This is a genomic window from Streptomyces sp. NTD107 (assembly GCF_059510435.1).
Map to the genome: position 1 here is coordinate 299,021 of NZ_JCAJZV010000007.1, position 20,213 is coordinate 319,233.

Annotated in this window: 24 protein-coding genes; 15 read left to right on the plus strand and 9 right to left on the minus strand. The window is 71.7% G+C overall.

The features are described from left to right. Positions 1-105: 105 nt before the first annotated feature. The 3 genes from AC5WRL_RS17115 to AC5WRL_RS17125 all read left to right on the plus strand — a co-directional run bounded on the left by AC5WRL_RS17115 (position 106) and on the right by AC5WRL_RS17125 (position 2,653). The gene (locus tag AC5WRL_RS17115) at positions 106-687 is read left to right on the plus strand and encodes a hypothetical protein (RefSeq protein WP_496089407.1); all 582 of its coding nucleotides are present in this window, start codon (positions 106-108) and stop codon (positions 685-687) included. Further along, entirely contained in the window at positions 681-1,589 is a 909-nt protein-coding gene (locus AC5WRL_RS17120; protein ID WP_496089408.1) for a hypothetical protein, read from the plus strand. Before AC5WRL_RS17115 ends, AC5WRL_RS17120 begins: the two co-directional genes overlap by 7 nt. A 74-nt stretch (positions 1,590-1,663) precedes the next feature. Further along, positions 1,664-2,653 carry a DUF3048 domain-containing protein gene (locus tag AC5WRL_RS17125; protein WP_496089409.1) on the plus strand — a complete coding sequence of 330 codons (990 nt, stop codon included), beginning with the start codon at positions 1,664-1,666 and terminating at the stop codon, positions 2,651-2,653. On the opposite strand, the gene AC5WRL_RS17130 is transcribed toward AC5WRL_RS17125, so the two are convergent. After that, the gene (locus AC5WRL_RS17130) at positions 2,552-3,235 is read right to left on the minus strand and encodes a hypothetical protein (protein WP_496089410.1); all 684 of its coding nucleotides are present in this window, start codon (positions 3,233-3,235) and stop codon (positions 2,552-2,554) included. The genes AC5WRL_RS17125 and AC5WRL_RS17130 overlap by 102 nt on opposite strands. A 150-nt stretch (positions 3,236-3,385) precedes the next feature. Between AC5WRL_RS17130 and AC5WRL_RS17135 the strand changes: the two genes are divergently transcribed. The 4 genes from AC5WRL_RS17135 to AC5WRL_RS17150 are packed head-to-tail and all read left to right on the plus strand — an operon-like array spanning position 3,386 to position 5,610. Then, positions 3,386-4,408 carry a rod shape-determining protein gene (locus AC5WRL_RS17135; protein ID WP_496089411.1) on the plus strand — a complete coding sequence of 341 codons (1,023 nt, stop codon included), beginning with the start codon at positions 3,386-3,388 and terminating at the stop codon, positions 4,406-4,408. A gap of 43 nt (positions 4,409-4,451) precedes the next feature. After that, complete coding sequence (locus AC5WRL_RS17140; RefSeq protein WP_496089412.1) at positions 4,452-4,904, plus strand: fluoride efflux transporter FluC; 453 nt, start codon at positions 4,452-4,454, stop codon at positions 4,902-4,904. Further along, positions 4,901-5,242 carry a DUF190 domain-containing protein gene (locus AC5WRL_RS17145; protein ID WP_496089413.1) on the plus strand — a complete coding sequence of 114 codons (342 nt, stop codon included), beginning with the start codon at positions 4,901-4,903 and terminating at the stop codon, positions 5,240-5,242. The genes AC5WRL_RS17140 and AC5WRL_RS17145 overlap by 4 nt, the downstream gene beginning before the upstream one ends. Beyond that, on the plus strand, positions 5,239-5,610 hold the full coding sequence (locus AC5WRL_RS17150; RefSeq protein WP_496089414.1) for a fluoride efflux transporter FluC: 372 nt from the start codon (positions 5,239-5,241) through the stop codon (positions 5,608-5,610). Before AC5WRL_RS17145 ends, AC5WRL_RS17150 begins: the two co-directional genes overlap by 4 nt. A gap of 13 nt (positions 5,611-5,623) precedes the next feature. Here the strand turns inward: AC5WRL_RS17150 and AC5WRL_RS17155 are convergent, their stop codons facing one another. The 3 genes from AC5WRL_RS17155 to AC5WRL_RS17165 all read right to left on the minus strand — a co-directional run bounded on the left by AC5WRL_RS17155 (position 5,624) and on the right by AC5WRL_RS17165 (position 7,356). Next, a complete protein-coding gene (locus tag AC5WRL_RS17155) occupies positions 5,624-5,932 on the minus strand; it encodes a helix-turn-helix domain-containing protein (RefSeq protein WP_496089415.1) in 309 nt (102 codons plus the stop codon). Then, positions 5,929-6,135, minus strand: coding sequence for a type II toxin-antitoxin system RelE/ParE family toxin (locus tag AC5WRL_RS17160; protein WP_496089499.1), 207 nt, complete (start codon positions 6,133-6,135; stop codon positions 5,929-5,931). The genes AC5WRL_RS17155 and AC5WRL_RS17160 overlap by 4 nt, the downstream gene beginning before the upstream one ends. Before the next feature lie 114 nt (positions 6,136-6,249). After that, positions 6,250-7,356, minus strand: coding sequence for a M23 family metallopeptidase (locus tag AC5WRL_RS17165; protein ID WP_496089416.1), 1,107 nt, complete (start codon positions 7,354-7,356; stop codon positions 6,250-6,252). Positions 7,357-7,455: 99 nt separating this feature from the next. Here AC5WRL_RS17165 and AC5WRL_RS17170 point away from each other — a divergent pair, with 99 nt between their 5' ends. Both AC5WRL_RS17170 and lpdA read left to right on the plus strand, forming a co-directional pair. Next, entirely contained in the window at positions 7,456-8,016 is a 561-nt protein-coding gene (locus AC5WRL_RS17170; protein ID WP_496089417.1) for a GNAT family N-acetyltransferase, read from the plus strand. Between the two features lie 62 nt (positions 8,017-8,078). Further along, the gene (gene lpdA / locus AC5WRL_RS17175; protein ID WP_496089418.1) at positions 8,079-9,500 is read left to right on the plus strand and encodes a dihydrolipoyl dehydrogenase; all 1,422 of its coding nucleotides are present in this window, start codon (positions 8,079-8,081) and stop codon (positions 9,498-9,500) included. A gap of 43 nt (positions 9,501-9,543) precedes the next feature. Here the strand turns inward: lpdA and AC5WRL_RS17180 are convergent, their stop codons facing one another. Next, complete coding sequence (locus tag AC5WRL_RS17180; protein WP_496089419.1) at positions 9,544-10,404, minus strand: SigB/SigF/SigG family RNA polymerase sigma factor; 861 nt, start codon at positions 10,402-10,404, stop codon at positions 9,544-9,546. Between the two features lie 294 nt (positions 10,405-10,698). Between AC5WRL_RS17180 and AC5WRL_RS17185 the strand changes: the two genes are divergently transcribed. Further along, entirely contained in the window at positions 10,699-11,112 is a 414-nt protein-coding gene (locus AC5WRL_RS17185; protein WP_496089420.1) for a DoxX family protein, read from the plus strand. Between the two features lie 95 nt (positions 11,113-11,207). Beyond that, positions 11,208-12,377 carry a MarP family serine protease gene (locus tag AC5WRL_RS17190; RefSeq protein WP_496089421.1) on the plus strand — a complete coding sequence of 390 codons (1,170 nt, stop codon included), beginning with the start codon at positions 11,208-11,210 and terminating at the stop codon, positions 12,375-12,377. Here AC5WRL_RS17190 and AC5WRL_RS17195 read toward each other — a convergent pair. Next, positions 12,367-13,029, minus strand: coding sequence for a histone deacetylase (locus AC5WRL_RS17195; protein ID WP_496089422.1), 663 nt, complete (start codon positions 13,027-13,029; stop codon positions 12,367-12,369). The two genes, AC5WRL_RS17190 and AC5WRL_RS17195, sit on opposite strands and share 11 nt — an antisense overlap. Before the next feature lie 68 nt (positions 13,030-13,097). Here AC5WRL_RS17195 and AC5WRL_RS17200 point away from each other — a divergent pair, with 68 nt between their 5' ends. Further along, positions 13,098-13,967, plus strand: a complete 870-nt coding sequence (locus AC5WRL_RS17200) for a phosphatidylinositol-specific phospholipase C/glycerophosphodiester phosphodiesterase family protein (RefSeq protein ID WP_496089423.1) — start codon at positions 13,098-13,100, stop codon at positions 13,965-13,967. Positions 13,968-13,978: 11 nt separating this feature from the next. After that, a complete protein-coding gene (locus AC5WRL_RS17205) occupies positions 13,979-14,392 on the plus strand; it encodes a hypothetical protein (RefSeq protein WP_496089424.1) in 414 nt (137 codons plus the stop codon). Here AC5WRL_RS17205 and AC5WRL_RS17210 read toward each other — a convergent pair. Next, positions 14,380-15,324 carry a phosphotransferase enzyme family protein gene (locus AC5WRL_RS17210; protein ID WP_496089500.1) on the minus strand — a complete coding sequence of 315 codons (945 nt, stop codon included), beginning with the start codon at positions 15,322-15,324 and terminating at the stop codon, positions 14,380-14,382. The genes AC5WRL_RS17205 and AC5WRL_RS17210 overlap by 13 nt on opposite strands. A 238-nt stretch (positions 15,325-15,562) precedes the next feature. Here AC5WRL_RS17210 and AC5WRL_RS17215 point away from each other — a divergent pair, with 238 nt between their 5' ends. Beyond that, positions 15,563-16,330, plus strand: a complete 768-nt coding sequence (locus AC5WRL_RS17215) for a MerR family transcriptional regulator (RefSeq protein WP_496089425.1) — start codon at positions 15,563-15,565, stop codon at positions 16,328-16,330. Positions 16,331-16,641: 311 nt separating this feature from the next. On the opposite strand, the gene AC5WRL_RS17220 is transcribed toward AC5WRL_RS17215, so the two are convergent. Beyond that, positions 16,642-17,631 (minus strand): DUF368 domain-containing protein, encoded by a 990-nt coding sequence (locus AC5WRL_RS17220; RefSeq protein WP_496089426.1) that lies wholly within the window; start codon positions 17,629-17,631, stop codon positions 16,642-16,644. Between the two features lie 150 nt (positions 17,632-17,781). Between AC5WRL_RS17220 and AC5WRL_RS17225 the strand changes: the two genes are divergently transcribed. Next, on the plus strand, positions 17,782-19,575 hold the full coding sequence (locus AC5WRL_RS17225; protein WP_496089427.1) for a threonine/serine exporter family protein: 1,794 nt from the start codon (positions 17,782-17,784) through the stop codon (positions 19,573-19,575). A 64-nt stretch (positions 19,576-19,639) separates the two neighbouring features. Here the strand turns inward: AC5WRL_RS17225 and AC5WRL_RS17230 are convergent, their stop codons facing one another. Then, on the minus strand, positions 19,640-20,134 hold the full coding sequence (locus AC5WRL_RS17230; protein WP_496089428.1) for an inorganic diphosphatase: 495 nt from the start codon (positions 20,132-20,134) through the stop codon (positions 19,640-19,642). Between the last annotated feature and the right edge of the window lie 79 nt (positions 20,135-20,213).

Sequence of the window (20,213 nt, forward strand, 5' to 3'; positions counted from 1 at the left end):
GGGCCCGGCCCGTGAGCGGGCCCGGTCCGGGCCTTCTGTCACGACTTCGCACCTGGATGAGTCCGCCCCTCCCCGGCGGTTCCGGTCATCGCTAGGGTGGCGCGCGTGACGAGCAGGATGCGTGATAAGCGAATCAGGCGCGCCGGCCTGGCAGTCGGCCTGGCCCTCACTCTGGCCACGGTCGCCGGCTGCTCATCCGACGCGGGCAACAACAACGACGACCCCATCAACACGGGCGACGCATCGTCCGCTTCCCCGGACGCGGAGGACGGGGAATCGGACGACGAGGCGGCTCTGGTGGCGCTGTACGAGGCGTACTGGGACGCGGTGATCGCGTCTGAGAACGGCGAGGAGATCGATCCGGCTCTTTTTGAAGGCATCACGACAGATGGCGTGATGGAGCTGGAACTGAGCAGGATCAGCCGGTTGAAGGACAACGGCATCCACCGCGACGGCGCACCGGTCATTGAGCGGATCACGGTGACCGTTGACGGTGACGCGGCCCGAATCGAAGCGTGCAAGTCGGAGGCCGATTGGCGCGTCATCCAGAACGGTGAGGAGGTGGAGAACGATGTGGTCGAGGGTCTTGTGGCGCCACATCCCCATGTAGCCACGGCCGCCCGTACGTCCGATACCTGGCTGATCAACGCGTCGCTGCCAATGGAGGAGGCGGCGATCTCATGCTGACGATCGCCCGGTCCGGCACGGCGGCAGGCGCGAGAGCGGTTCTGGTGCTGGCGCTCGTGGCTGGTGCGTTTCTCTTCATCAACGCTGGGCCGGCCGTCGCGGAGAAGAAATGCGACCTTGTCCAGCTGGAGGACGGAACCCTCGACTATTTGTGCACCGACACCAGACCCGGTGGTGACGGATCGGGCGGTGCCGACGGGGATGGCGGCGGAGGCACGGGGAACGCCACGCCAACCTGTGATCTGAGTCTGATCAGTATGTTCGAGGGAGCCGACGAGCAGTACTGCATGGGCCGGAACGCCTGCTGGGTCAACAACCCGACGGTCAGGTACCCCACGCCGGCCGACTGGCCGGAGGAGCCGCCGACCGAGGATGCGGTCTACGTCTACCGGTCTTGCGTCGGTCCGGACGGTGTGGTCGTTTCCGAGGGGTATACGTGGTACACCGGCCCCGAGGACGAGGGCCCGTCGGTGGAGGAACTGGCGCTCCAGGCGTTCGGATCCCTGACCACTCCGGACTTCAGCCTCGCCCACAGCCCGCCCCGTAACTCCATCATCTACATCGACACCTGGTGGTGGGCGGACGGTCCGTCCAACGGCACCATTTCCAGTGGTGCGGCCCTCGGTGTCGTCGCCGTGGGTACCCCCTCCCACATCGAGGTGGACCCGGGTGACGGGAGTGGCGTGATGACCTGTGACTTCGTCACATCCGAGAGCGACGCCTGCTCTCACACCTACGACCGGGCGGGTGACTACACGGCCCGGGGGCGGCTTGTCTATGACGTGCACTTCGAGCAGAACGGCAGCCCGCTGGACATCGCCGGGCTGCCCGACACGCTGGAGAGTGGCTGGCAGGACAGCGCCATCACCGTGACCGAGTCGCAGGCGGTCGTCGTTCCCTGATCGAAGGTGACCCGCCGGGTTCCGGTGGGTCACCTTCGGCCGTCGTGGTGCGCATATGTGGTGAACTGCCCCGCATGAGAGTGCGAGGGCGAGTGCGGCTGCGCGTGCGTGCGCTGGTGGCGGGTGTGGTGCTGGGTGTTCTGGTGGCCGGGTGTGGTTCCGGCGGGGGGAATCAGAGCGGTGGGAGCGGTGGGAGCGGTGGGAGCGGCGGGGGCGGGGATGCCGCGGGGGACGTCTCGCCGTTCACCGGCGAGGAGGCCGCCAAGGGGCCGGTGCTCGCCGTCAAGGTGGACAACGCTCCGCAGGCCCGGCCCCAGGTCGGGCTCGGCGACGCCGACATCGTGTACGCCGAGCAGGTGGAGGCGGGCCTGAGCCGGTTCCTGGTGGTGTTCTCCGGGACGCTGCCGCAGGAGGTGGGTCCGGTCCGTTCCGCGCGGCAGTCGGATCTGGAGCTGCTGCGGCAGTTCGGTACCCCGGGGCTGGCCTACTCCGGGGTCCAGCCGGCGCTCCAGCCCGAGCTGGACGCCGCCCGGCTGGTCCAGCTGACGCCGGCCAAGGTGCCCGACGGGTACGAGCGGCTGACCGACCGGGCCGCCCCGCACAATCTCTTCGGCAAGCCCGACCGGCTGCTCGCCGCCGCCCCCGATGTCTCGGACGCCGCCGACATCGGCTTCCGCTTCGGGGACGCGCCCGCCACCGGCGGCGCGGACACCGCCGCCGAGACGGTGGCGTTCCCGGCCGCCGAGTTCGGCTTCACCTGGTCGGCCGCCGACCAGCGCTGGAAGGTCTCTCTCGACGGGTCGGGCACCGACCTCGCCCCGGCGACGGTCGTCGTACAGCATGTGACGATCACTCAATCGGAGTTCCACGACAGCACGGGGGCGTTCACTCCGTTCACCCGGACCACGGGGGACGGCACCGCGCTCGTGCTGCGCGACGGCAAGAAGTACGAGGGCCGCTGGTCACGGCCGGACGCCGACAGCGGTACGACCTTCACCACCCCGGACGGCGATCCCCTCCGCTTCGCCGCCGGTCAGGTCTGGGTGCTGCTCGTCGAAGCCTGACGGCCGGGACGACGACCAGCCCGCCGGGGCCTGGGCGCACGGGGTGGTGCTGCTGACATCCAGTACGTTCGTACTGCCGTCGTACATCTGCTCGTTCCAGGAGGCGGTGACGCGCAGCATCCCGGTCTCGCCGGGGTACTGGAGCGCCACCCGGAACAACCCGGGGTCGGCCTCGCCCCAGGTCTCGTACGTCAGCCGCCATCCCTGCGCCAGCAGGCCGTCGCGCAGCCGGCGCAGCGCCGGCTGCGCGACCGGTCCGGGCACCTCCGCCAGCCACCAGCGGTGGGTCATCCCGATCACGTCGGGCAGCGCGGCGGCGCCGAACAGGCCGTTCAGCCCGCGCGGGTAGCAGGGGTCGGCGGCCAGCAGGTTGTCGGTCACCGGCGTGCCGTCCGGTACGGCCAGCAGGTCGTACAGGTGGCGGGAGCGTTCGGCCATGGCCGCCGCCGTACGGTCCGGGTCGGCGCCGGGGTAGCCCGGTCCGTACCACATGCCGTGCAGCCACCAGCCGCCCGCCAGGTAGAAGACGGCGACGAAGATCCAGCCGCCGATGGTGTGCCGTTTGTCCGCCCCCGTCATCATGGCCGGGAGGGTAGTCGTACCGGTTCGGGTGCCGCCATACCGTCCCATGCCGCCATGCCGGTGGTGGTGCGTGAGCTGACGGAGTGTTGGATGCCCCGTGCGGAGCACTCCGGCGGGCGCCCCAGGTGGCGGGTAGACAAGATGATCAGTATGACCCTCAGTCTTGACCACCTCCGCCGTTGCACCGTGGCCGCCGACCTGGGTGCGTCCCGTACCCGTATCTACCTCAAGCAGTCGGGCCTCATCGTCGACGAACCGTCAGTCGTCGCCGTCAACACCAAGACCGGCGCGCTGCTCGCCGTCGGCGCCCCCGCCGAGCGGATGGCCGGCCGCACCCCCGCCAACATCCGCGTCGTACGCCCCATCAACGGCGGCACCGTCGTGGACATCGACATGGCCCAGCGCATGCTGCGCGCCATGGTCGGCCCCAAGCTGCGCCGCGCCTTCCGCCGCAAGCCGCTGCTGCGCGCCGCCGTGTGCATCCCGCACGACGCCGACCCGCTGGCCCGCCGTGCCGCGCTGGAGACCCTGATCGGGCTCGGCGCCCGCCGCGTCGAACTCGTCGACTCCCTCGTCACCGCCGGCATCGGCTGCGGGCTCCCGGTCGAGCAGCCGGAGGCCACCATGATCGTGCAGGTCGGCGCGGCCACCACCCAGGTGGCGGTGCTGTCGATGGGCGACATCGTCGCCGCCGAGAAGGTCGCGATCGGCGGCGAGACGTTCGACCGGGCGCTCGTCCAGCACCTGCGCAACCAGCACGAACTCCTCCTGCCCTCGCTCGCCGTCCGGCCGCTGCACCAGGTCCTCAACGGCGACATGCCGCAGGTCACCGAGGTGCACGGGCGCGATGTCGCCACCGGCCTGGCCCGTACCGTCAAGGTCGACCCGGAGAACCTGCGGCTGGCGGTCCGCTCCCCGCTCACCGCCCTCCTGGACGCCATCCGGGCCGTGCTGCACCGCTGCCCGCCCGACCTGGTGGCCGACCTCGCCGACCGGGGCATCATGCTCACCGGCGGCGCCGCCCAGCTGCCCGGGCTGGACACCACGCTGCGCGAGAACACCGGCATCCCGGTCAACATCGCCGAGGACCCGGGGCTGTGCGCCGTGCAGGGGCTCGGCGCGATGCTGGAGGGGCGGGTACGGCCGCTGCCCGTTCCCGAGCCGGCGAACTGACCGCGGTGCGCGGCCCGGGCCGTGGGGCGAACGTGATGCCGCCATGGACAGGCCAAGGCCGCCGCACACCGCGGCAGGGGCGGCGGCAGCCGCACCGGCGCTCACGGTGGTACTCGCCGTGGCGCTGGGCGGCGGGCTTGGTGCCCTGGCGCGGTACGGCGCGACCCGGCTGTGGGAAGTGCCCGTCGCAAGCGGTGTTCCCTGGACGATTCTCGCGGTCAACACCCTCGGGTGTGCCCTCATCGGGGCGCTGATGGTGGTCACCGAGGAGAGCGGGGAACGCGGGCACCGGCTGGCGCGGCCCTTCCTGGGGACCGGGGTACGGGGCGGCTTCACCACCTTCTCCGCGTACGCCGGGGGCGTCCGCGCCCTGGCGGACGCGGGGCGGGTGGGGCCGGCGCTCGGCTATCCGGTGCTGACCCCGGTGGCCGCGCCGGCCGCCGTGTGGGCGGGTACGGCGGCGACCCGGCCGGCGATCGCGGGGTGGCGCCCGTGAACGGCGCCAGGGGTACGGAGGCGAGGGGCCTGCGGCTGACGGTGCTGGTCGGCGAACGCGACCTGGCGCCCGGGCACCGGCCGCTGTACAGCGAGATCGTGCACCGGGCGCACCGCGCCCGGCTCGCCGGGGCGAGCGTCTTCCGGGGGGTCGAGGGGTTCGGGGCGTCCTCGCTGATCCACACCACCCGGCTGCTGTCACTGAGCGAGGAACTGCCGGTCGCGGTGGTCATCGTGGATGTGCCGGAACGGGTCCGGGCGTTCGTGACGGAGCTGCGCGAACTGGTGGGCGAGCAGCCGCTGGTGGCGTGGCTGGACGAGGTGGAGATCCTTCGGTGAACTGGCTGCTGGTACTGGCGGGCGGCATGGTGGGGGCGCCGCTGCGCTATCTGACGGACCGCGCGGTGCAGGCGCGGCTGGACCAGATCTTTCCGTGGGGAACGCTGACGGTGAACGCGCTGGGCTGTGTGCTGTTCGGCGCGCTGACCGGCGCCGCGGCGGCCGGGGCGGCCTCCTCGCAGCTTCAGCTGCTGCTCGGCACGGGCCTGATCGGGGCGCTGACCACGTACGCCACCTTCTCCCTGGAAACCCTGCGGCTGACCGAATCCGGCGCGGCCCTGCTGGCCGCCGTCAACATCACGGTGAGCGTCACCGCCGGCACGGCCGCCGTCTTCGTGACCCACGAACTGGCGGTACGGCTGCTGTAGCCGGTCGCCCGGCCTACGCGCTTGCCGAGTGCGGGATGAATTCCACCCGCAGATCGAGGTCGAGAGCCCGGGCCAGCCGTTCCAGGACGGGGATGGTGGGAATGGTGCCACCCGCCTCGAAGCGGGCCACGGCAGACTGCGTCAAGCCGGATCGCCGGCCCAGCTCCGTCTGCGACAGCCCCACTGCCAACCGCCGCTCCCGGACGGCATTCCCCCATTCGAAGCGCAGCCGGGTGGCCGCGCACTCTTCCTGGATCTCCGGAGTCATGGCGCGCTGCCGCCCCGCCCCACCGAGGGACGATCGTCCGTTGTCGGCCGTCATAGCGCCTCCTCGTCAGCGGTGCGTCCTTCTGCCTGGCAACGCGCGATCCGGTAGGTGATCCGGGTCTGCTGCCCGCCGCAGTAGAACCGCAGTTCACGGAGCTCTCCGTCAAGCTGCTTGGTGTAGGGCTCGCCCAACAGCACGCCACGATTTTCCAGCGGTTCCAGAGGGAACAGAGCCTGTGCCCATCTCTTGTCATCCAGGCCGCAGAGCCATCCATCTACCTCCGGTTCACGTTCGACGGCGACGCTATATTCCGCCGTGGAATCCGGCCGTGTCTGACGGAGATTTTCCCCTGACTGAGTGACCCTGACCGATTACAGGGTCACGCCGTGGTCGTGGAGCCAGGGGGTGGGGTTGATCGCCGAGCCGACGTAGGGGGTCAGGCGGATCTCGAAGTGGAGGTGGGGGCCCGTGGAGTTGCCGGTGCTGCCGGAGCGGCCCAGGCGCTGGCCGACCGCGATGTGCTGGCCCGGTGCCACCTCGGTCAGCGAGAGATGGGCGTACTGGCTGTAGTAGCCATTGCCGTGGTCGATGATCACGGCGTTGCCGAAGGCGTCGCCGCAGGTCGTCGCGGTCACCGTGCCGGAGCCGATCGCCAGGACCGGGGTGCCGGTGGGGACCGCGAAGTCCTGGCCGGTGTGGGCGGACGACCACATTCCGCCGTTCTGCGCGAACGACGCCGACAGGGTGTACTGCCGCACCGGCGCCACCCAGGACGCGCCGCCGCCGGCCGGCTCGGCCAGCCCGGCCGCGTCCCGTACCGCCGTCGCGCAGTCGCCGCCGGCCGGCACCGGGGAGCGGTCGCGGGCGTGCCGTGCCGCCCGCCGCTCGCGCAGTTCCCGCAGCTCCCGCAGTTCCGTCAGCCGCACTTCCGCCGCCGCCAGGTTGCGTTCGACCGTCTCGCGTACCTCCCGCTGCCGGTCCGCCTCCTGGCGCAGCCGCGCGTAGGTGCGCGAGGCGCGCAGTTCGTCCCTGGCCAGCGCCGTCTCCGCGTTCCTCACCTCCTCCAGCAGCTGGCGGGCCGCGTGGTCGCCGCGGCCCAGCAGCGAGACCCGGCGCAGGAAGATGTCGGGGGAGTCGGCCAGCATCAGCTTGGCCAGGCCCGAGCCGCCGCCGCCCGAGCGGTACTGTTCGCGGGCCCGCTGGCCGGCGATGTCCCGCAGTGCGGCGAGCCGGTCGCGTTCCGCCGTCAGCCGCCCGCGCAGCCGCGCGAGCTGGGCGTGCTGGTCGAGCTGGCGGCGTCGGAGCCGTTCGTGGGTGGCGGTCGCGGCGGCGGCCTCCGCGCGCAGCGTCCGCACCTCGGCGGTCAGCGACTCGACCGTCGGGGCAGTGGTGGCGGCGGCGCGGGGGGCGGGGCAGGCGGCGGCGAGCACCACCGCGAGAGCGACGCCTCGCTGAAATGTACGGATTCGCTGACGCACGTCGCCGATGCTGGGGCCGCCATACCGCGCCGCCGCAGCTGACACACCTTCGGCCGTCGAGCAGAACCCGGATGCCGTACGCCCGACCCCGCTGTCAGGATGACGCCCATGACGACCGAGCCGCAGATCGTGCACACCGCGCACCTGGACGCCGCCACCCGCACGGCGGCCCGCGCGCTCCTCGACGAGGCGTTCGAGGGCGACTTCACCGATGAGGACTGGTCGCACACCATCGGAGGACTGCACGCCCTCATCCACACCCCCGACGGCCTGCTCATCGGGCACGGCTCCGTGATCCAGCGTCAGCTGCTGCACGGCGGGCGGGCCATCCGTACCGGCTACGTCGAGGGCGTTACGGTCCGCGCCGGACACCGCGGGCGCGGCCACGGCGCCGCGCTGCTCACCGCGCTGGAGGACATCGTGCGCCGGGCCTACGACCTGGGCGCGCTCGGCGCCTCCGAGGACGCCCGCGACTTCTACGCGGCACGCGGCTGGCGGCAGTGGCAGGGGCCCAGCTCCGTGCTGACCGCCGAGGGCCGCGTCCGTACCCCCGACGAGGACGGCGGGGTGTTCGTGCTTCCGGTGCGCCCGCCCGCCGGCATCCCGCTCGACCTCGCCGGTGAGCTGTCCTGCGACTGGCGGGACGGCGACGTGTGGTAGCTGCGGCGTAGTGTCGGTGGCACAGCCATCAGCCACCTCTTCATCCAGAAAGCGTGAGACGTATGAGCACGCACTATGACGTCGTCGTCCTGGGCGCCGGACCCGGCGGCTACACCGCCGCCGTCCGCGCCAGCCAGCTCGGACTGCGGACCGCGGTCATCGAGGCGAAGTACTGGGGCGGGGTCTGTCTGAACGTCGGGTGCATCCCCTCCAAGGCCCTGCTGCGCAACGCGGAGCTGGCCCATCTGTTCACCCATGAGGCGCAGACCTTCGGCATCAAGGTCGAGGGGCGGGTCAGCTTCGACTACGCCGAGGCGTACCGCCGCAGCCGCAAGGTCGCCGACGGCCGGGTGGCCGGGGTGCACTATCTGATGAAGAAGAACGGCATCACCGAGTACCAGGGCCGCGGTACTTTCGCCGACGATCACACGCTCCACGTGGAGCTGAACGCGGGCGGCAGCGAGACGGTCACCTTCGACCACTGCATCATCGCGGCCGGCGCCACCACCAAGCTGCTGCCCGGCACCAGCCTCAGCGAACGCGTGGTCACCTACGAGGAGCAGATCCTCGAAGCGGAGCTGCCCGGCTCCATCATCATCGCGGGCGCCGGGGCGATCGGCGTCGAGTTCGCGTACGTACTGGCCTCCTACGGCGTCAAGGTGACGATCGTGGAGTTCCTTGACCGGCTGGTGCCGCTGGAGGACGCGGATGTGTCCAAGGAACTGGCCCGTCAGTACCGCAAGCTGGGCATCGAGGCGCTGACCTCGACCCGGGTCGAGTCGATCGACGACACCGACCCGGCCGCCCCGGTACGGGTGACCGTCACCCGCGCGGACGGTACGCGGCAGGTGCTGGAGGCCGACAAGGTGCTCCAGGCGATCGGTTTCGCGCCCCGGGTGACCGGCTACGGCCTGGAGAACACCGGGGTCAAGCTCACCGAGCGCGCCGCGATCGAGGTCGACGGGCGGCTGCGTACCTCGGTGCCGCACATCTTCGCGATCGGGGACGTCACGGCCAAGCTCATGCTGGCGCACGCCGCCGAGTCCATGGGCGTCATCGCGGCCGAGACCATCGCCGGCGCCGAGACGATGGAGCTGGACTACCCGATGATCCCGCGCGCCACCTACTGCCAGCCGCAGATCGCCAGCTTCGGCTGGACCGAGGCGCAGGCGAGGGAGCGGGCGGCGGAGCGGGGGTGGGAGGTGAAGGTGGTGAAGTTCCCCTTCTCCGCCAACGGCAAGGCGCACGGCCTGGGACAGGCCACCGGCTTCGTCAAGATCATCTCGGATGCCACGCACGGCGAACTGCTGGGCGCGCATCTCATCGGCCCGGAGGTCACCGAGCTGCTGCCGGAGCTGACCCTGGCGCAGCAGTGGGATCTGACCGTCCATGAGGTCGCCCGCAATGTGCACGCCCACCCGACGCTGGGCGAGGCGGTCAAGGAGGCCATCCACGGCCTGGCCGGACACATGATCAATATGTAGCGCACGGTACGTGCCGGGCCCGGCCGTCGCCGGGCCCGGGGCGTCAGTTCCGGTCTTCGCCCGACGGGTTTTCCGTCCCGGCGTCCTCCTCGATCTCCTCCTGAAGGCGCTCACAGATACGGGTCAGCAGCCGGGACACATGCATCTGGGAGATTCCCAGCTGATCCGCGATTTTGCTCTGCGTCAGCTCGTCGAAGAACCGCAGATACAAAATGCGCTGCTCCCGCTCCGGCAGCCGCCGGAGTTTCGGCTTGACCGCCTCCCGGAACACCACCTGGTCATATCCGGGATCGGGAACTCCCAGGGTGTCCTTGAGGGAGTAACCGTCATCCGTGCCCGGCAGATCGGCATCCAGCGACAACGGACTGTAACTCTCCAGCGCCTCAAGGCCCGTCGTCACCTCCTCCGCGCTCAGCCCGCTGAACTCGGCCAGCTCCTCCACCGTGGGCCGCCGGTCATCGGGCCGGCACTCCAGCTGCCGGCTCGCCGCCCGCACCTGGTTGCGCAGTTCCTGGGTGCGCCGTGGCACATGCACCCCCCACAGATGGTCGCGGAAGTGCCGCTTCACCTCGCCGACGATGGTCGGTACCGCGAAGCTCTCGAACGCGCTGCCGCGCTCGGGGTCGTACCGGTGCACCGCCTTGACCAGGCCGAGCGCCGCCACCTGCTCCAGGTCCTCCAGGGTCTCGCCCCGGTCGCGGAAGTTGCGGGCCAGTCGCCCGGCCATCGGCATCCAGGCGCAGATCACCTCCTGGCACAGCTCCTCGCGCTCCGGCCCGTCGGGCAGGGTGGCGATGCGGTGGAACTGGCGGGCGGTGTCCGGGGCGTCATCGTGCGGATGACGGCCCCGCCGCCGGGCCGGCGGACGGCTGCTGGGGGATGTACTCCGTGCGGACGTGCTCATGGCACCTCCCTGACATCGAGGGCAGTCGATCAGCTACTCTCGGTTGTTTCCGCAAGATACTGCGGCGGTGCCATTCCCCCGCGGATCACCGTACGTGCATCCACGGCACTCCTGCCCATGCCCGGCCGGTAAAGCCATAAACACCGCCGTGCGCAAAGTCCCGGCGGAACGCGGAAAAATGCGGGTGGATTTCTGCGGGGATGCGGAGTGCGGCCGACCGGTATACGGTGGTCGTTGCCCGGTTCAACCCCCGATCCCTGCACTTTCCCCTCCGCTTTTCTGGAGGTTTTCGGCATGGATGTTCTCGTACTGATCGGCCGGATTCTTTTCGTGCTGCTGTTCCTCGGTTCCGCGTTCAATCATCTGTCGCAGAGCAAAGCGATGGCCGGTTATGCGGAATCCAAGGGACTGCCCTCGGCGCGGAACCTGGTGCTCGGCTCCGGGGTCCTGATGCTGATCGGCGCCGTCAGCATCGTCTTCGGCATCTGGGCCGATCTGGGCGCACTGCTGCTGGTCCTCTTCCTGATCCCCACGGCGTTCCTCATGCACGCCTTCTGGAAGGAGACCGACCCCGCCGCCCGCCAGAACGAGATGACGCAGTTCCTCAAGGATCTCTCGCTGGCCGGCGCCGCCCTGGCGCTGTTCGGCCTGTTCGCCATCGCCGGCGACGATCTGGGGCTGACCATCACCGGGCCGCTCTTCAACTGATCCGGCCGGTCAACCGAATCGACCGGCGAAAATATGACATCGGGAACCAGCAGGGCATTCACCCACGTTCCACATCATGTACGAAAGGGGCCTCGGTGAACCTGCTCGATGTCATCCTGGTGATCGCCGCGATCGTCTTCGCCATATCCGGCTACCGCCTCGGACTGGTCGCGGCCCTCATCACCCTCGCCGGCTTCGTCGGCGGCGCCGCGATCGGCGTGTGGCTGCTGCCCCTGGTCGTCGAACACATGGTCCCGGGCACCCTCACCGTCACCCTCACCGCCCTGCTGCTGGTGCTGGTGCCCGCCGCCATCGGCCAGGCGCTCGCCGGAGCCCTCGCCGTACGACTGCGGGACGGCCTGACCTGGACCCCGGTCCGCTGGGCCGACGGCCTCGGCGGCGCCGCCCTCAACGCGACCGCCGTCCTGCTGGTCGCCTGGATCGCCGCCAGCGCCCTGATCAGCTCCCCCTACCCCGGGCTCAACCAGGCCATCCGGGAGTCCAGGGTGCTGACCACCGTGCAGGACCGGATGCCCGCCCAGGCGCCGACCTGGTTCAGCCGGGCCACCGGCGCGCTCAGCGAGGCCGGCTTCCCCCGCGTCTTCAACCCCTTCGAACGCAACTCGGTCGCCATCGACACCGCCGGCGTGCCGATCGCCGACGAGGTACCGGCCGCCGCCCAGCAGGCCGCCAAGGACAGCACCGTCAAGATCGTCGCCACCTCGGGTGACCAGATCCAGGAGGGCAGCGGTTTCGTCTTCGACCACGAACTGGTGATGACCAACGCCCACGTCGTCGAGGGCGCCCTCACCCAGACCGTGCAGGTCGGCGGCTCCGGCAGCACCCAGAACGCCGACGTGATCCTCTTCGACCCGGAGACCGACGTCGCCGTCCTCCAGGTCTCCGGACTCACCGCCCCCACCCTCGACTTCGCCGGCGAGGCCAAGCGCGGCGACAAGGCGGTGGTGGCCGGCTACCCCGAGAACCAGGGCCTGGACGTACGGGGCGCCACCGTCGCCGGCCGCACCGACGCCCGAGGCCAGGACATCTACGGCACCAACGTCGTCACCCGCGACGTCTACACCCTGCGCGCCAACGTCCGCCCCGGAAACTCCGGCGGCCCGCTGCTCACCTCGGACGGCAAGGTCTACGGCATGGTCTTCGCCCGCTCCTCCACCGACTCCGACACCGGCTACGCGCTGACCGCCGACCAGATCAAACCGCAGGCCGAGGAAGCCGCCAAGAGCGCCGGCCTCAGCGGCTGACCAGCACCCGCGCCACCGCCCGCGCACTCCAGTGCCCGGCCGCCCCCGGGCAGGACGCCAGAAAGCGCGCGACACGCGGCACCGGCCAGCCGTGCCCCTCCGCGATCCCCGCGCCCAACTGCCGCAGATACGGCGCCGACGGCGCCACCAGCGGCACCTGAGCCGGCGACCACGGCGCGGTGAACGTCAGCAACGGCAGCCCCTCCAGCGTCCCGGCCCGCACCAGCGTCTCGTACCGGCCGGGACCGAGACGGGCCCGGCCGGTACGCAGCACCCCGCCCAGCGCCAGATCCGTACCCGGCGCCCGGAACATCTCCTGGTGCGCGATGTCAGAGAACTGCCCCACCGTCAGCAGATAGGCGCGCGCGGGAAGCGTCCCCGATCCCCCCGGGTCGTAGAACGCCCGCCCGCCGCCCCACACGGGCGAGTGCGTGGCGAAGTACAGCGTGCCCGGCAGCAACACGCCCCGCACGCGGGCCGGCGGGCGCGGATCACGGCAGCCCGGGTACGTACGGTCCCCGCCGTCCGCCGACCGGCCGCCCCGCAGATACGCGTCCAGGCGCGCCCGGTGCGTATTGGAGCCGTACGCCACGTACCACACCCGGGAAACGCCGGCCGAAGACTCGTCGAACTCCGCCGCGGACCCTGTCACCGGTGCCTCCTCCGCACGATACTCAGCCAGGCCGGACCCCTCGTGTCCCCCCGCGTCCTGGAGGAATCGTGGCCCATCCCAGCAGGCGACTCGCCCTCACCGCCACCGTCGGCGCACTCGCCGTCCCCGTTCTCGTCGGTGCCCGCCCCGCCCCGCCCGCCGAACCCCCGGTCGCCCGCCGCGCCCACGCCCACAACGACTACGAACACCCCCGCCCGCTGCTCGACGCCCTCGACCACGGCTTCGCGAGCGTGGAGGCCGACATCTGGCTGGTGGACGGTCAGCTCCTCGTCGCGCACGACGAGATCGACCTCGACCCGGCCCGTACCCTCCAGTCCCTCTACCTCGACCCCCTCGCCGCCCGGATCCGCGCGGGCGGCGGCTGGGTGTACCGCTCCGCGCCCGGGCTGCCGCTGCAACTCCTCATCGACATCAAGACCGCCGGCGACCCCACCTACCGGGCGCTGTCGAAGGCGCTGCGCCCGTACCACCCCATCCTCAGCTCGGTCACCGGCGCCGGGCGGGTGCGGCGCGGGGCGGTCACCGCCGTCATCTCGGGGGACCGGGCGGCCCGCGTCCCCATGGAGGCCGAACGCACCCGGCACACCTTCTACGACGGCCGCCTCGACGACCTCGGCACCGCCGCCCCCGCCTCCTTCGTCCCGCTCATCAGCGGCAACTGGAACAGCACGTTCCGCTGGCAGGGCACCGGCCCGATCCCGGCCGCCGAGCGCGCCACGCTGCACGAGATCACCACCCGCGCGCACCGGGCCGGGCAGACCGTACGGTTCTGGGCCACCCCGGACCTGGCGGGACCGGCCCGCGACGCGGTGTGGCACGAGCTGCTGGCGGCCGGCGTCGACTGGCTCAACACCGACGACCTGGCCGGGCTGGCCGCCTTCCTGCGCGCCAACGACGTTGTCAGTGGGGGCCGCTAGCTTCGGTACGCATGACGATCCCCGCGGTCATCCCCATCCAGCACGAGCCCGGCTACCGCACCGACACCATCGGCCACTACCGGCACGGCCAGTTCTTCGCCTCCATCACCGCGACCTTCGACGAGTACGAGAAGCGCTGGTACGCCGTCCTGCACCTGTTCGACGCGGCCGGCCGGCACCGGTCCTCGCGGATCGAGGCCACCGGCACCGTCGAGGCGGGGCGGGCACGGCTCGACGGCTGGCTGGCCGCCCTGCCGGGGCGCCGCTACGCGCACATCGCGATAGCCCCGTTCTCCGTGCGCCACGAGGGGCACCTCTTCGGCCTCGTGGTGGAGGACGAGGACGAACGGGACGGTGAGTGGGTGGAGTTCTACCCCGACCGGCTGGGATTCTCCGAACCCTGGGACGGTCTCTACGACACCTGAGCCGGCAGACCGGTGGGGGACAGCACGAGGCGGACGATCTCCAGCGCCTCGGCACGCTCGGCGGCCGGCAGCCCGTCGAGGTCCAGGACCTGGGCCGCCGGCACCGCCAGATCCTCCAGGGCGCGCACACAGCGGTAGTACGCGAGGCGGTCCGGATCGATGCCGACCGGGCCGTACCCCTCGAAGAACCATGCCTGCTGTTCCCGCGTCACCTGCGCGAAGGGCAGCACACCGCCGAGCACGAACAGCAGATCCTGTTCGCGCGGCGCGCACACCGCGTCGTCCCAGTCGATCAGCCACACCTCGTCGCCGTCGCCCAGCACCAGGTTGCCCAGGTGGGGATCGGCATGGCAGATCACCCCGGGGGAGGGCCCGGGCCGCAGCGCGCCGGCCCGGGCCACCAGCGCGGCCGGCCGGCCGGCCGCGCCCCGCCACACCCGCGCCAACTCCCGCACCAGCGGATCGCCGGAGGGGAGCGACAGCATCCGCTCCAGGGCGCGTACGGCATCGGCCATCGGCCGGTGGCCCTGCGCCGGCGGCATCCCGGCCGGCACCGGCGCGGCATGCACCCGCGCCAGCAGCCGCCCGAACGCCCGCCAATGCCCCGCGCCCATCGGGTCGTCCAGCGCCGGGGTCCCGTCGATCCACGGGACGACGGACAGCCGGCGGCCGGTGCGCACGCTCCACCACGGGCCGCGCAGCGCGCGCACCGGCCCCGGCACGCCCGCCACCCCCCGCTCCGCCAACTGCCCCGCCACCCTCAGCCCGGCGGTCGAACCGCCCCCGCTCAGCTTGACGGCGTACGCCGCACCCGCCGCCGTAACCCCGCGCCACAACCGGGCGTTCTCATCCGCGCCGCCCGCCACTTCGGCCAAGGAGTCCAGCCCCACCCCGAAGTCGGCCCGCACCCATCGCCGTACCTTCTCCTCCATCACCGGACCAGCCTGCCATGCCGCCGCCGTCATGGACGCGCCACGGCCCACCCGCGGCCGTACCGTGGGTGGTGCCGGAGCCGCGGGCGCCGGGCCGTCACCCGCCGCCGGGCTTCACGACCGCTCCCCCCCGAGGCCGAACCGGTCAACGGGCCCGACCGGATCGCCGCACCGCCGCTTGCACCTCCCGTGGCGTGAGGCGGCAGCGTATCCGGTGACAGAACAGGAGGCAGCGGTCATGAGTGGTTATCCGGTCGGGCAGGTCGCCGGCTTCGCGTCCGTCACGGTGCGCACCCTGCACCACTACGACGAGATCGGGCTGCTGGTGCCCAGCGAGCGCACGTTCGCCGGGCACCGGCGGTACAGCGACGCCGACCTGGACCGGTTGCAGCAGATCCTCTTCTACCGGGAGCTCGGCTTCCCGCTGGAGGAGATCGCCGCGCTGCTGGACGATCCGGACGCGGATCCCCGCGAGCGGCTGCGCGCCCAGCACGAGCTGCTGACCGCGCGGATCGGCACACTGCGCGCGATGGCCGCCGCCGTCGAACTCGCCATGGAGGCACACACGATGGGCATCACCCTCACCCCGCGCGAGCGGTTCGAGGTCTTCGGGGACCAGGACCCGGCACGGTACGAGACGGAGGCGGGCGAGCGCTGGGGCGACACGGACGCGTACCGCGAGTCGGCGCGCCGCACCGCCCGCCACACCAAGGAGGACTGGCGGCGGATCAAGGACGAGTGGGACGGGCTCCACGAGCGGATCGCGCGGCTGCTGGACGCGGGCGTCGCCGCCGACAGCGCGGCGGCGATGGAACTCGCGGAGGAGCACCGGCGGCTGATCGGCCGCACCGCGTACGACTGCGGCCACGAGATGCACCGCTCGCTGGCCGAGCTGTACGTGGCGGACGAGCGCTTCACCGCCACGCTGGACGCGGTACGGAGCGGGCTGGCCCGCTATCTGCGGGACGCCATCACGGCCAACGCGGACCGCGCGGGGCGCGGGTAAGCAGCCACGCCGGGGGCGGCAGGCCGGGGGCCTGCCGGCCCCCGCCCGCGCGATGGCCGGCCTACGGCCTGGGCCACTTGGCGGTTGTCCGAGGTCGGAGGAGCAACGGTGGGTCCGGGTCCTGCCGCGCCGCCCGCGCGGTGCGGGGCTGTTGCCTGTCGGTGGCCGGGGCCGGTGTTTGACCGGTTGGGCCGTGAGCGGGCGGTGGGCCCGGCCGCGGCCGGGCCGGCGCTGCGTGATGGTGGGTCCGGGTCCTGCCGCGCCGCCCGCGCTGCCCGCGGCGGTGGTGGCCGGCCGGTTGAGCCGGCTGGTCAGACCTTCGCGTGACGGCGGCGGGTGCGCTGGGCCGGGGGCGGGGTGTCGTCGTCGCCGTGGCGGGCGTCGGCGATGGCGGCTGCCGCCTGCTCCTTGCGGTGGCCGATCACCAGGACCGTCGCCACCACCACGAAGCCGGCCGCCGCGAGCGCCAGGGTCAGCGGGACTCCGTCGGTGGGCGCGTACAGCGAGGTGTCGTGTTCGTCCTCGCCCTGCCAGGGCCACAGCGCCCGCAGCGCGCCCGCCATCACCCCGGTGAGGATGACCAGCGTCACCCGGTGGAAGTTCTCCAGCAGCCAGCGCAGCACCTTCACGATGATGGCCAGGCCGACGATCAGACCCGCCATGAAGACGCCGAGGTAGCCGAAGTCCCGCTCGTTCAGCGCCTCGATCGTCGGCTCGTACATGCCGAGCGCCAGCAGCAGGAACGACCCCGAAAGACCCGGCAGGATCAGCGCGGACACCGCGATCGCGCCGGAGAAGAACACCACGAGCATGTTGTCCGCGGACACCGTCGCCGACAGCGACGTGAGCCAGAACGCGGCGCCCGCGCCCAGCAGCGCCAGCGGCCACTCGCGCAGCCCCCAGCGCCGCCCCGAGCCGCTGAACGGCACCCACAGCGAGGCCAGCACCAGCCCGAAGAACACCGCGTACGCGTACTGCTTGTGGTCGGTCACCAGCGGCGCCAGCAGCCGGCTGCTCAGCAGCAGACCGACCACCATGCCCATCATGAGCGGCACGATCATCCGCCAGTCGGCCTGCCGGAACTCGGCGCCGGCCCGGCGCAGTCCCTGGCCGCGCGGCACGTCGGCGACGGCCAGGCGTATCGCGCTCGTCACATGGCTTGCCCCGGCGATCAGTCGTTCGTAAACGCCGACGATCAGGGCGACCGTGCCGCCGCTGATCCCCGGCAGCGCCTCCGACGCCCCGACCAGGGATCCCTTGAAGGCATCGGCTACACGGCTGCTGCTGGCTGGCTTCGCCATGGATCTCCACTCTCGGTATACGCCGGGCAGGGCGGAATGGCGCCCTGGGGCGCTCTTGAGGCGTTGCGGTGAGGAACATCCTATGCTTCGCATCGTGGGCCCCTCAGTGGGGCTGACCCCACAATTCCAGGAGGCGAGGAGAGCAGCGGCGTGGCCGGCGAGCACGAACGATTCGGCAAGGACGACGACGGCAACGGCAAGGGTGGCGACGGCAGCGGCGGCGAGGACGACCGCCGGCGGCTCACCACCCCGCAGCTGATCCCCGTCATCCGCGCCGAGGGCCTCCCGCACCCCCTCCCGCAGCCGCCGGCGGACGCCGACGAGCACCCCACCTCCGAGTTCGCCCTCCCCGAGGGCCTGGCCCGCCCCCCGGCGCCCGAGCCCGAGGAGGAGGAGTCCTCCGGCTTCGCCGTCCCCGAGGGGCTCACCACCAGCGCGCCCGCCGAGGAGCGCAGCGAGTTCCGTACCCCGGGCGGCCCCGCCCCCACCACCGGTACGGCGCAACTGCCGGTGACCCTGCGCCGCGCCGCCCCCGGGATCCTGTGGCAGGACCGGATGCGGTCCATCGTGCGCGCCGCCCCCACCACCGAACGCATCACCCCCGAACTGCCGCCGGCCCGCGCCGACGAGGAGAGCGGCGAGCAGCCGGCCGTCCCCCGGGTCCTGGATCTCACGCTCCGCATCGGGGAACTGCTGCTGGCGGGCGGCGAGGGCGCGGAGGACGTGGAGACCGCCATGTTCGCGGTGGCCCACGCGTACGGTCTGGACCGCTGCGACGCCACCGTCACGTTCACGCTCATCTCGATCAGCTATCAGCCGTCCCTGGTCGACCCGCCGTTCACGCTCAGCCGCACCGTGCGCCGCCGCGGCACCGACTACACCCGGCTGGCGGCGGTCTTCCGGCTCGTGGACGACATCTCCTCCGGCGCGGTGACGATGGAGGAGGCGTACGGCCGGCTGGCGACCATCCGGCGCAACCGGCACCCGTACACCAAGTGGCAGCTGACCTTCGCCAGCGGGCTGCTGGCGGGCGCGGCCTCCACCCTGGTGGGCGGCAACTGGCGGGTGTTCGTGCTGGCGATGATCGGGGCGATGCTCGGCGACCGGCTGGCCTGGCTGGCGTCGGGGCGCGGGCTGCCGGAGTTCTACCAGTTCGTGGCCGCCGCGATGGCCCCCGCGCTGATGGGGGTGGGCTGGGCGGCCGGGCACAACAACGCCGCCGGAAAGGTCGAGGCGGCGGCCGTCATCACCGGCGGTCTGTTCGCGCTGATCCCCGGGCGGGCGCTGGTGGCCGGCGTGCAGGACGGGCTGACGGGCTATTACCTCACCGCCTCCGCCCGGCTGCTGGAAGTCGTCTATCTCATCGTCGGCATCGTGGTCGGGGTGCTGGCGGTGCTGTACCTCGGCGAGGTGTCCGGGGTGAGTCTCCAGCCGGAGGTGGTGGTACGGCACAGCCGGCCCGTCATCCAGCTGTGCGCCGCGCTGCTGCTGTCGCTGACGTTCTGTGTGCTGTTGCAGCAGGAGCGCGCCACGGTGTTCGCCGCCACCCTCAACGGCGGCGTCGCCTGGCTGATCTACGGCGCCATGCGCGACACCGGCGGTCTTTCGCCGTTCGCCGCCACGGTGGTGGCGGCCGGCCTGGTGGGCCTGTTCGGGCAGCTGCTGTCGCGGTACCGGTTCACCTCCTCGCTGCCGTACGTCACCGCCGCGATCGGGCCGCTGCTGCCGGGCTCCGCCACCTACCTGGGGCTGCTGGGCTTCGCGCAGGGGCAGGTGAACGCCGGGATCCAGAATCTGCTGCTGGCGGTGTCGCTGGCGCTGGCGATCGCCATCGGGGTGAATCTGGGCAGCGAAATGGCCCGGCTCTTCATCAAGACGCCGGGCCAGACCACTCCGCTGTCCCCGCTGGGCAGGCGGGGCGCCAAACGGACGCGCGGGTTCTAGAGGTCCTGTCTGACAAATGGGGCCAGGCGGGATGTGTCAGACAGGCCCCAACCGCCGCGGTGGCTCAGTGCTCGCCGCCCTGGTCGGCGAGCCGCTTGTAGGAACGCTCGATCTCGGCCTCCGCCTCGACCCGGCCCACCCAGTTGGCGCCCTCGACGGACTTGCCGGGCTCCAGGTCCTTGTACACCTCGAAGAAGTGCTGGATCTCCAGCCGGTCGAACTCACTGACGTGGTGGATGTCGCGCAGGTGCTCCATCCGGGGGTCGGCCGAGGGCACGCACAGCAGCTTGTCGTCGCCGCCGGCCTCGTCGGTCATCCGGAACATGCCGATCGCGCGGCACTGGATCAGACAGCCGGGGAACGTCGGCTCGTCCAGCAGCACCAGGGCGTCCAGCGGGTCCCCGTCCTCGCCGAGGGTGCCCTCGACGAAGCCGTAGTCCGCCGGGTAGACGGTCGAGGTGAACAGGTGCCGGTCCAGGCGGATGCGACCGGTCTTGTGGTCGACCTCGTACTTGTTCCGAGAACCCTTCGGAATCTCGATGGTGACGTCGAACTCCACGGGGGGCTCCTTAAGCGATCTGTGCTGGGTGCAGGGGTTAAGTTTCCCTCACGCAAGTGTGTGCTCGCGAAAGGGGCTG

Bases quoted from the DNA above. Each gene is read 5' to 3' on its own strand.
- AC5WRL_RS17120 (WP_496089408.1), top strand. From the start codon at position 681: ATGCTGACGATCGCCCGGTCCGGCACGGCGGCAGGCGCGAGAGCGGTT.
- AC5WRL_RS17125 (WP_496089409.1), top strand. From the start codon at position 1,664: ATGAGAGTGCGAGGGCGAGTGCGGCTGCGCGTGCGTGCGCTGGTGGCG.
- AC5WRL_RS17130 (WP_496089410.1), bottom strand. From the start codon at position 3,235: ATGATGACGGGGGCGGACAAACGGCACACCATCGGCGGCTGGATCTTC.
- AC5WRL_RS17135 (WP_496089411.1), top strand. From the start codon at position 3,386: ATGACCCTCAGTCTTGACCACCTCCGCCGTTGCACCGTGGCCGCCGAC.
- AC5WRL_RS17140 (WP_496089412.1), top strand. From the start codon at position 4,452: ATGGACAGGCCAAGGCCGCCGCACACCGCGGCAGGGGCGGCGGCAGCC.
- AC5WRL_RS17155 (WP_496089415.1), bottom strand. From the start codon at position 5,932: ATGACGGCCGACAACGGACGATCGTCCCTCGGTGGGGCGGGGCGGCAG.
- AC5WRL_RS17170 (WP_496089417.1), top strand. From the start codon at position 7,456: ATGACGCCCATGACGACCGAGCCGCAGATCGTGCACACCGCGCACCTG.
- lpdA (WP_496089418.1), top strand. From the start codon at position 8,079: ATGAGCACGCACTATGACGTCGTCGTCCTGGGCGCCGGACCCGGCGGC.
- AC5WRL_RS17180 (WP_496089419.1), bottom strand. From the start codon at position 10,404: ATGAGCACGTCCGCACGGAGTACATCCCCCAGCAGCCGTCCGCCGGCC.
- AC5WRL_RS17185 (WP_496089420.1), top strand. From the start codon at position 10,699: ATGGATGTTCTCGTACTGATCGGCCGGATTCTTTTCGTGCTGCTGTTC.
- AC5WRL_RS17205 (WP_496089424.1), top strand. From the start codon at position 13,979: ATGACGATCCCCGCGGTCATCCCCATCCAGCACGAGCCCGGCTACCGC.
- AC5WRL_RS17210 (WP_496089500.1), bottom strand. From the start codon at position 15,324: ATGGAGGAGAAGGTACGGCGATGGGTGCGGGCCGACTTCGGGGTGGGG.
- AC5WRL_RS17215 (WP_496089425.1), top strand. From the start codon at position 15,563: ATGAGTGGTTATCCGGTCGGGCAGGTCGCCGGCTTCGCGTCCGTCACG.
- AC5WRL_RS17220 (WP_496089426.1), bottom strand. From the start codon at position 17,631: ATGGCGAAGCCAGCCAGCAGCAGCCGTGTAGCCGATGCCTTCAAGGGA.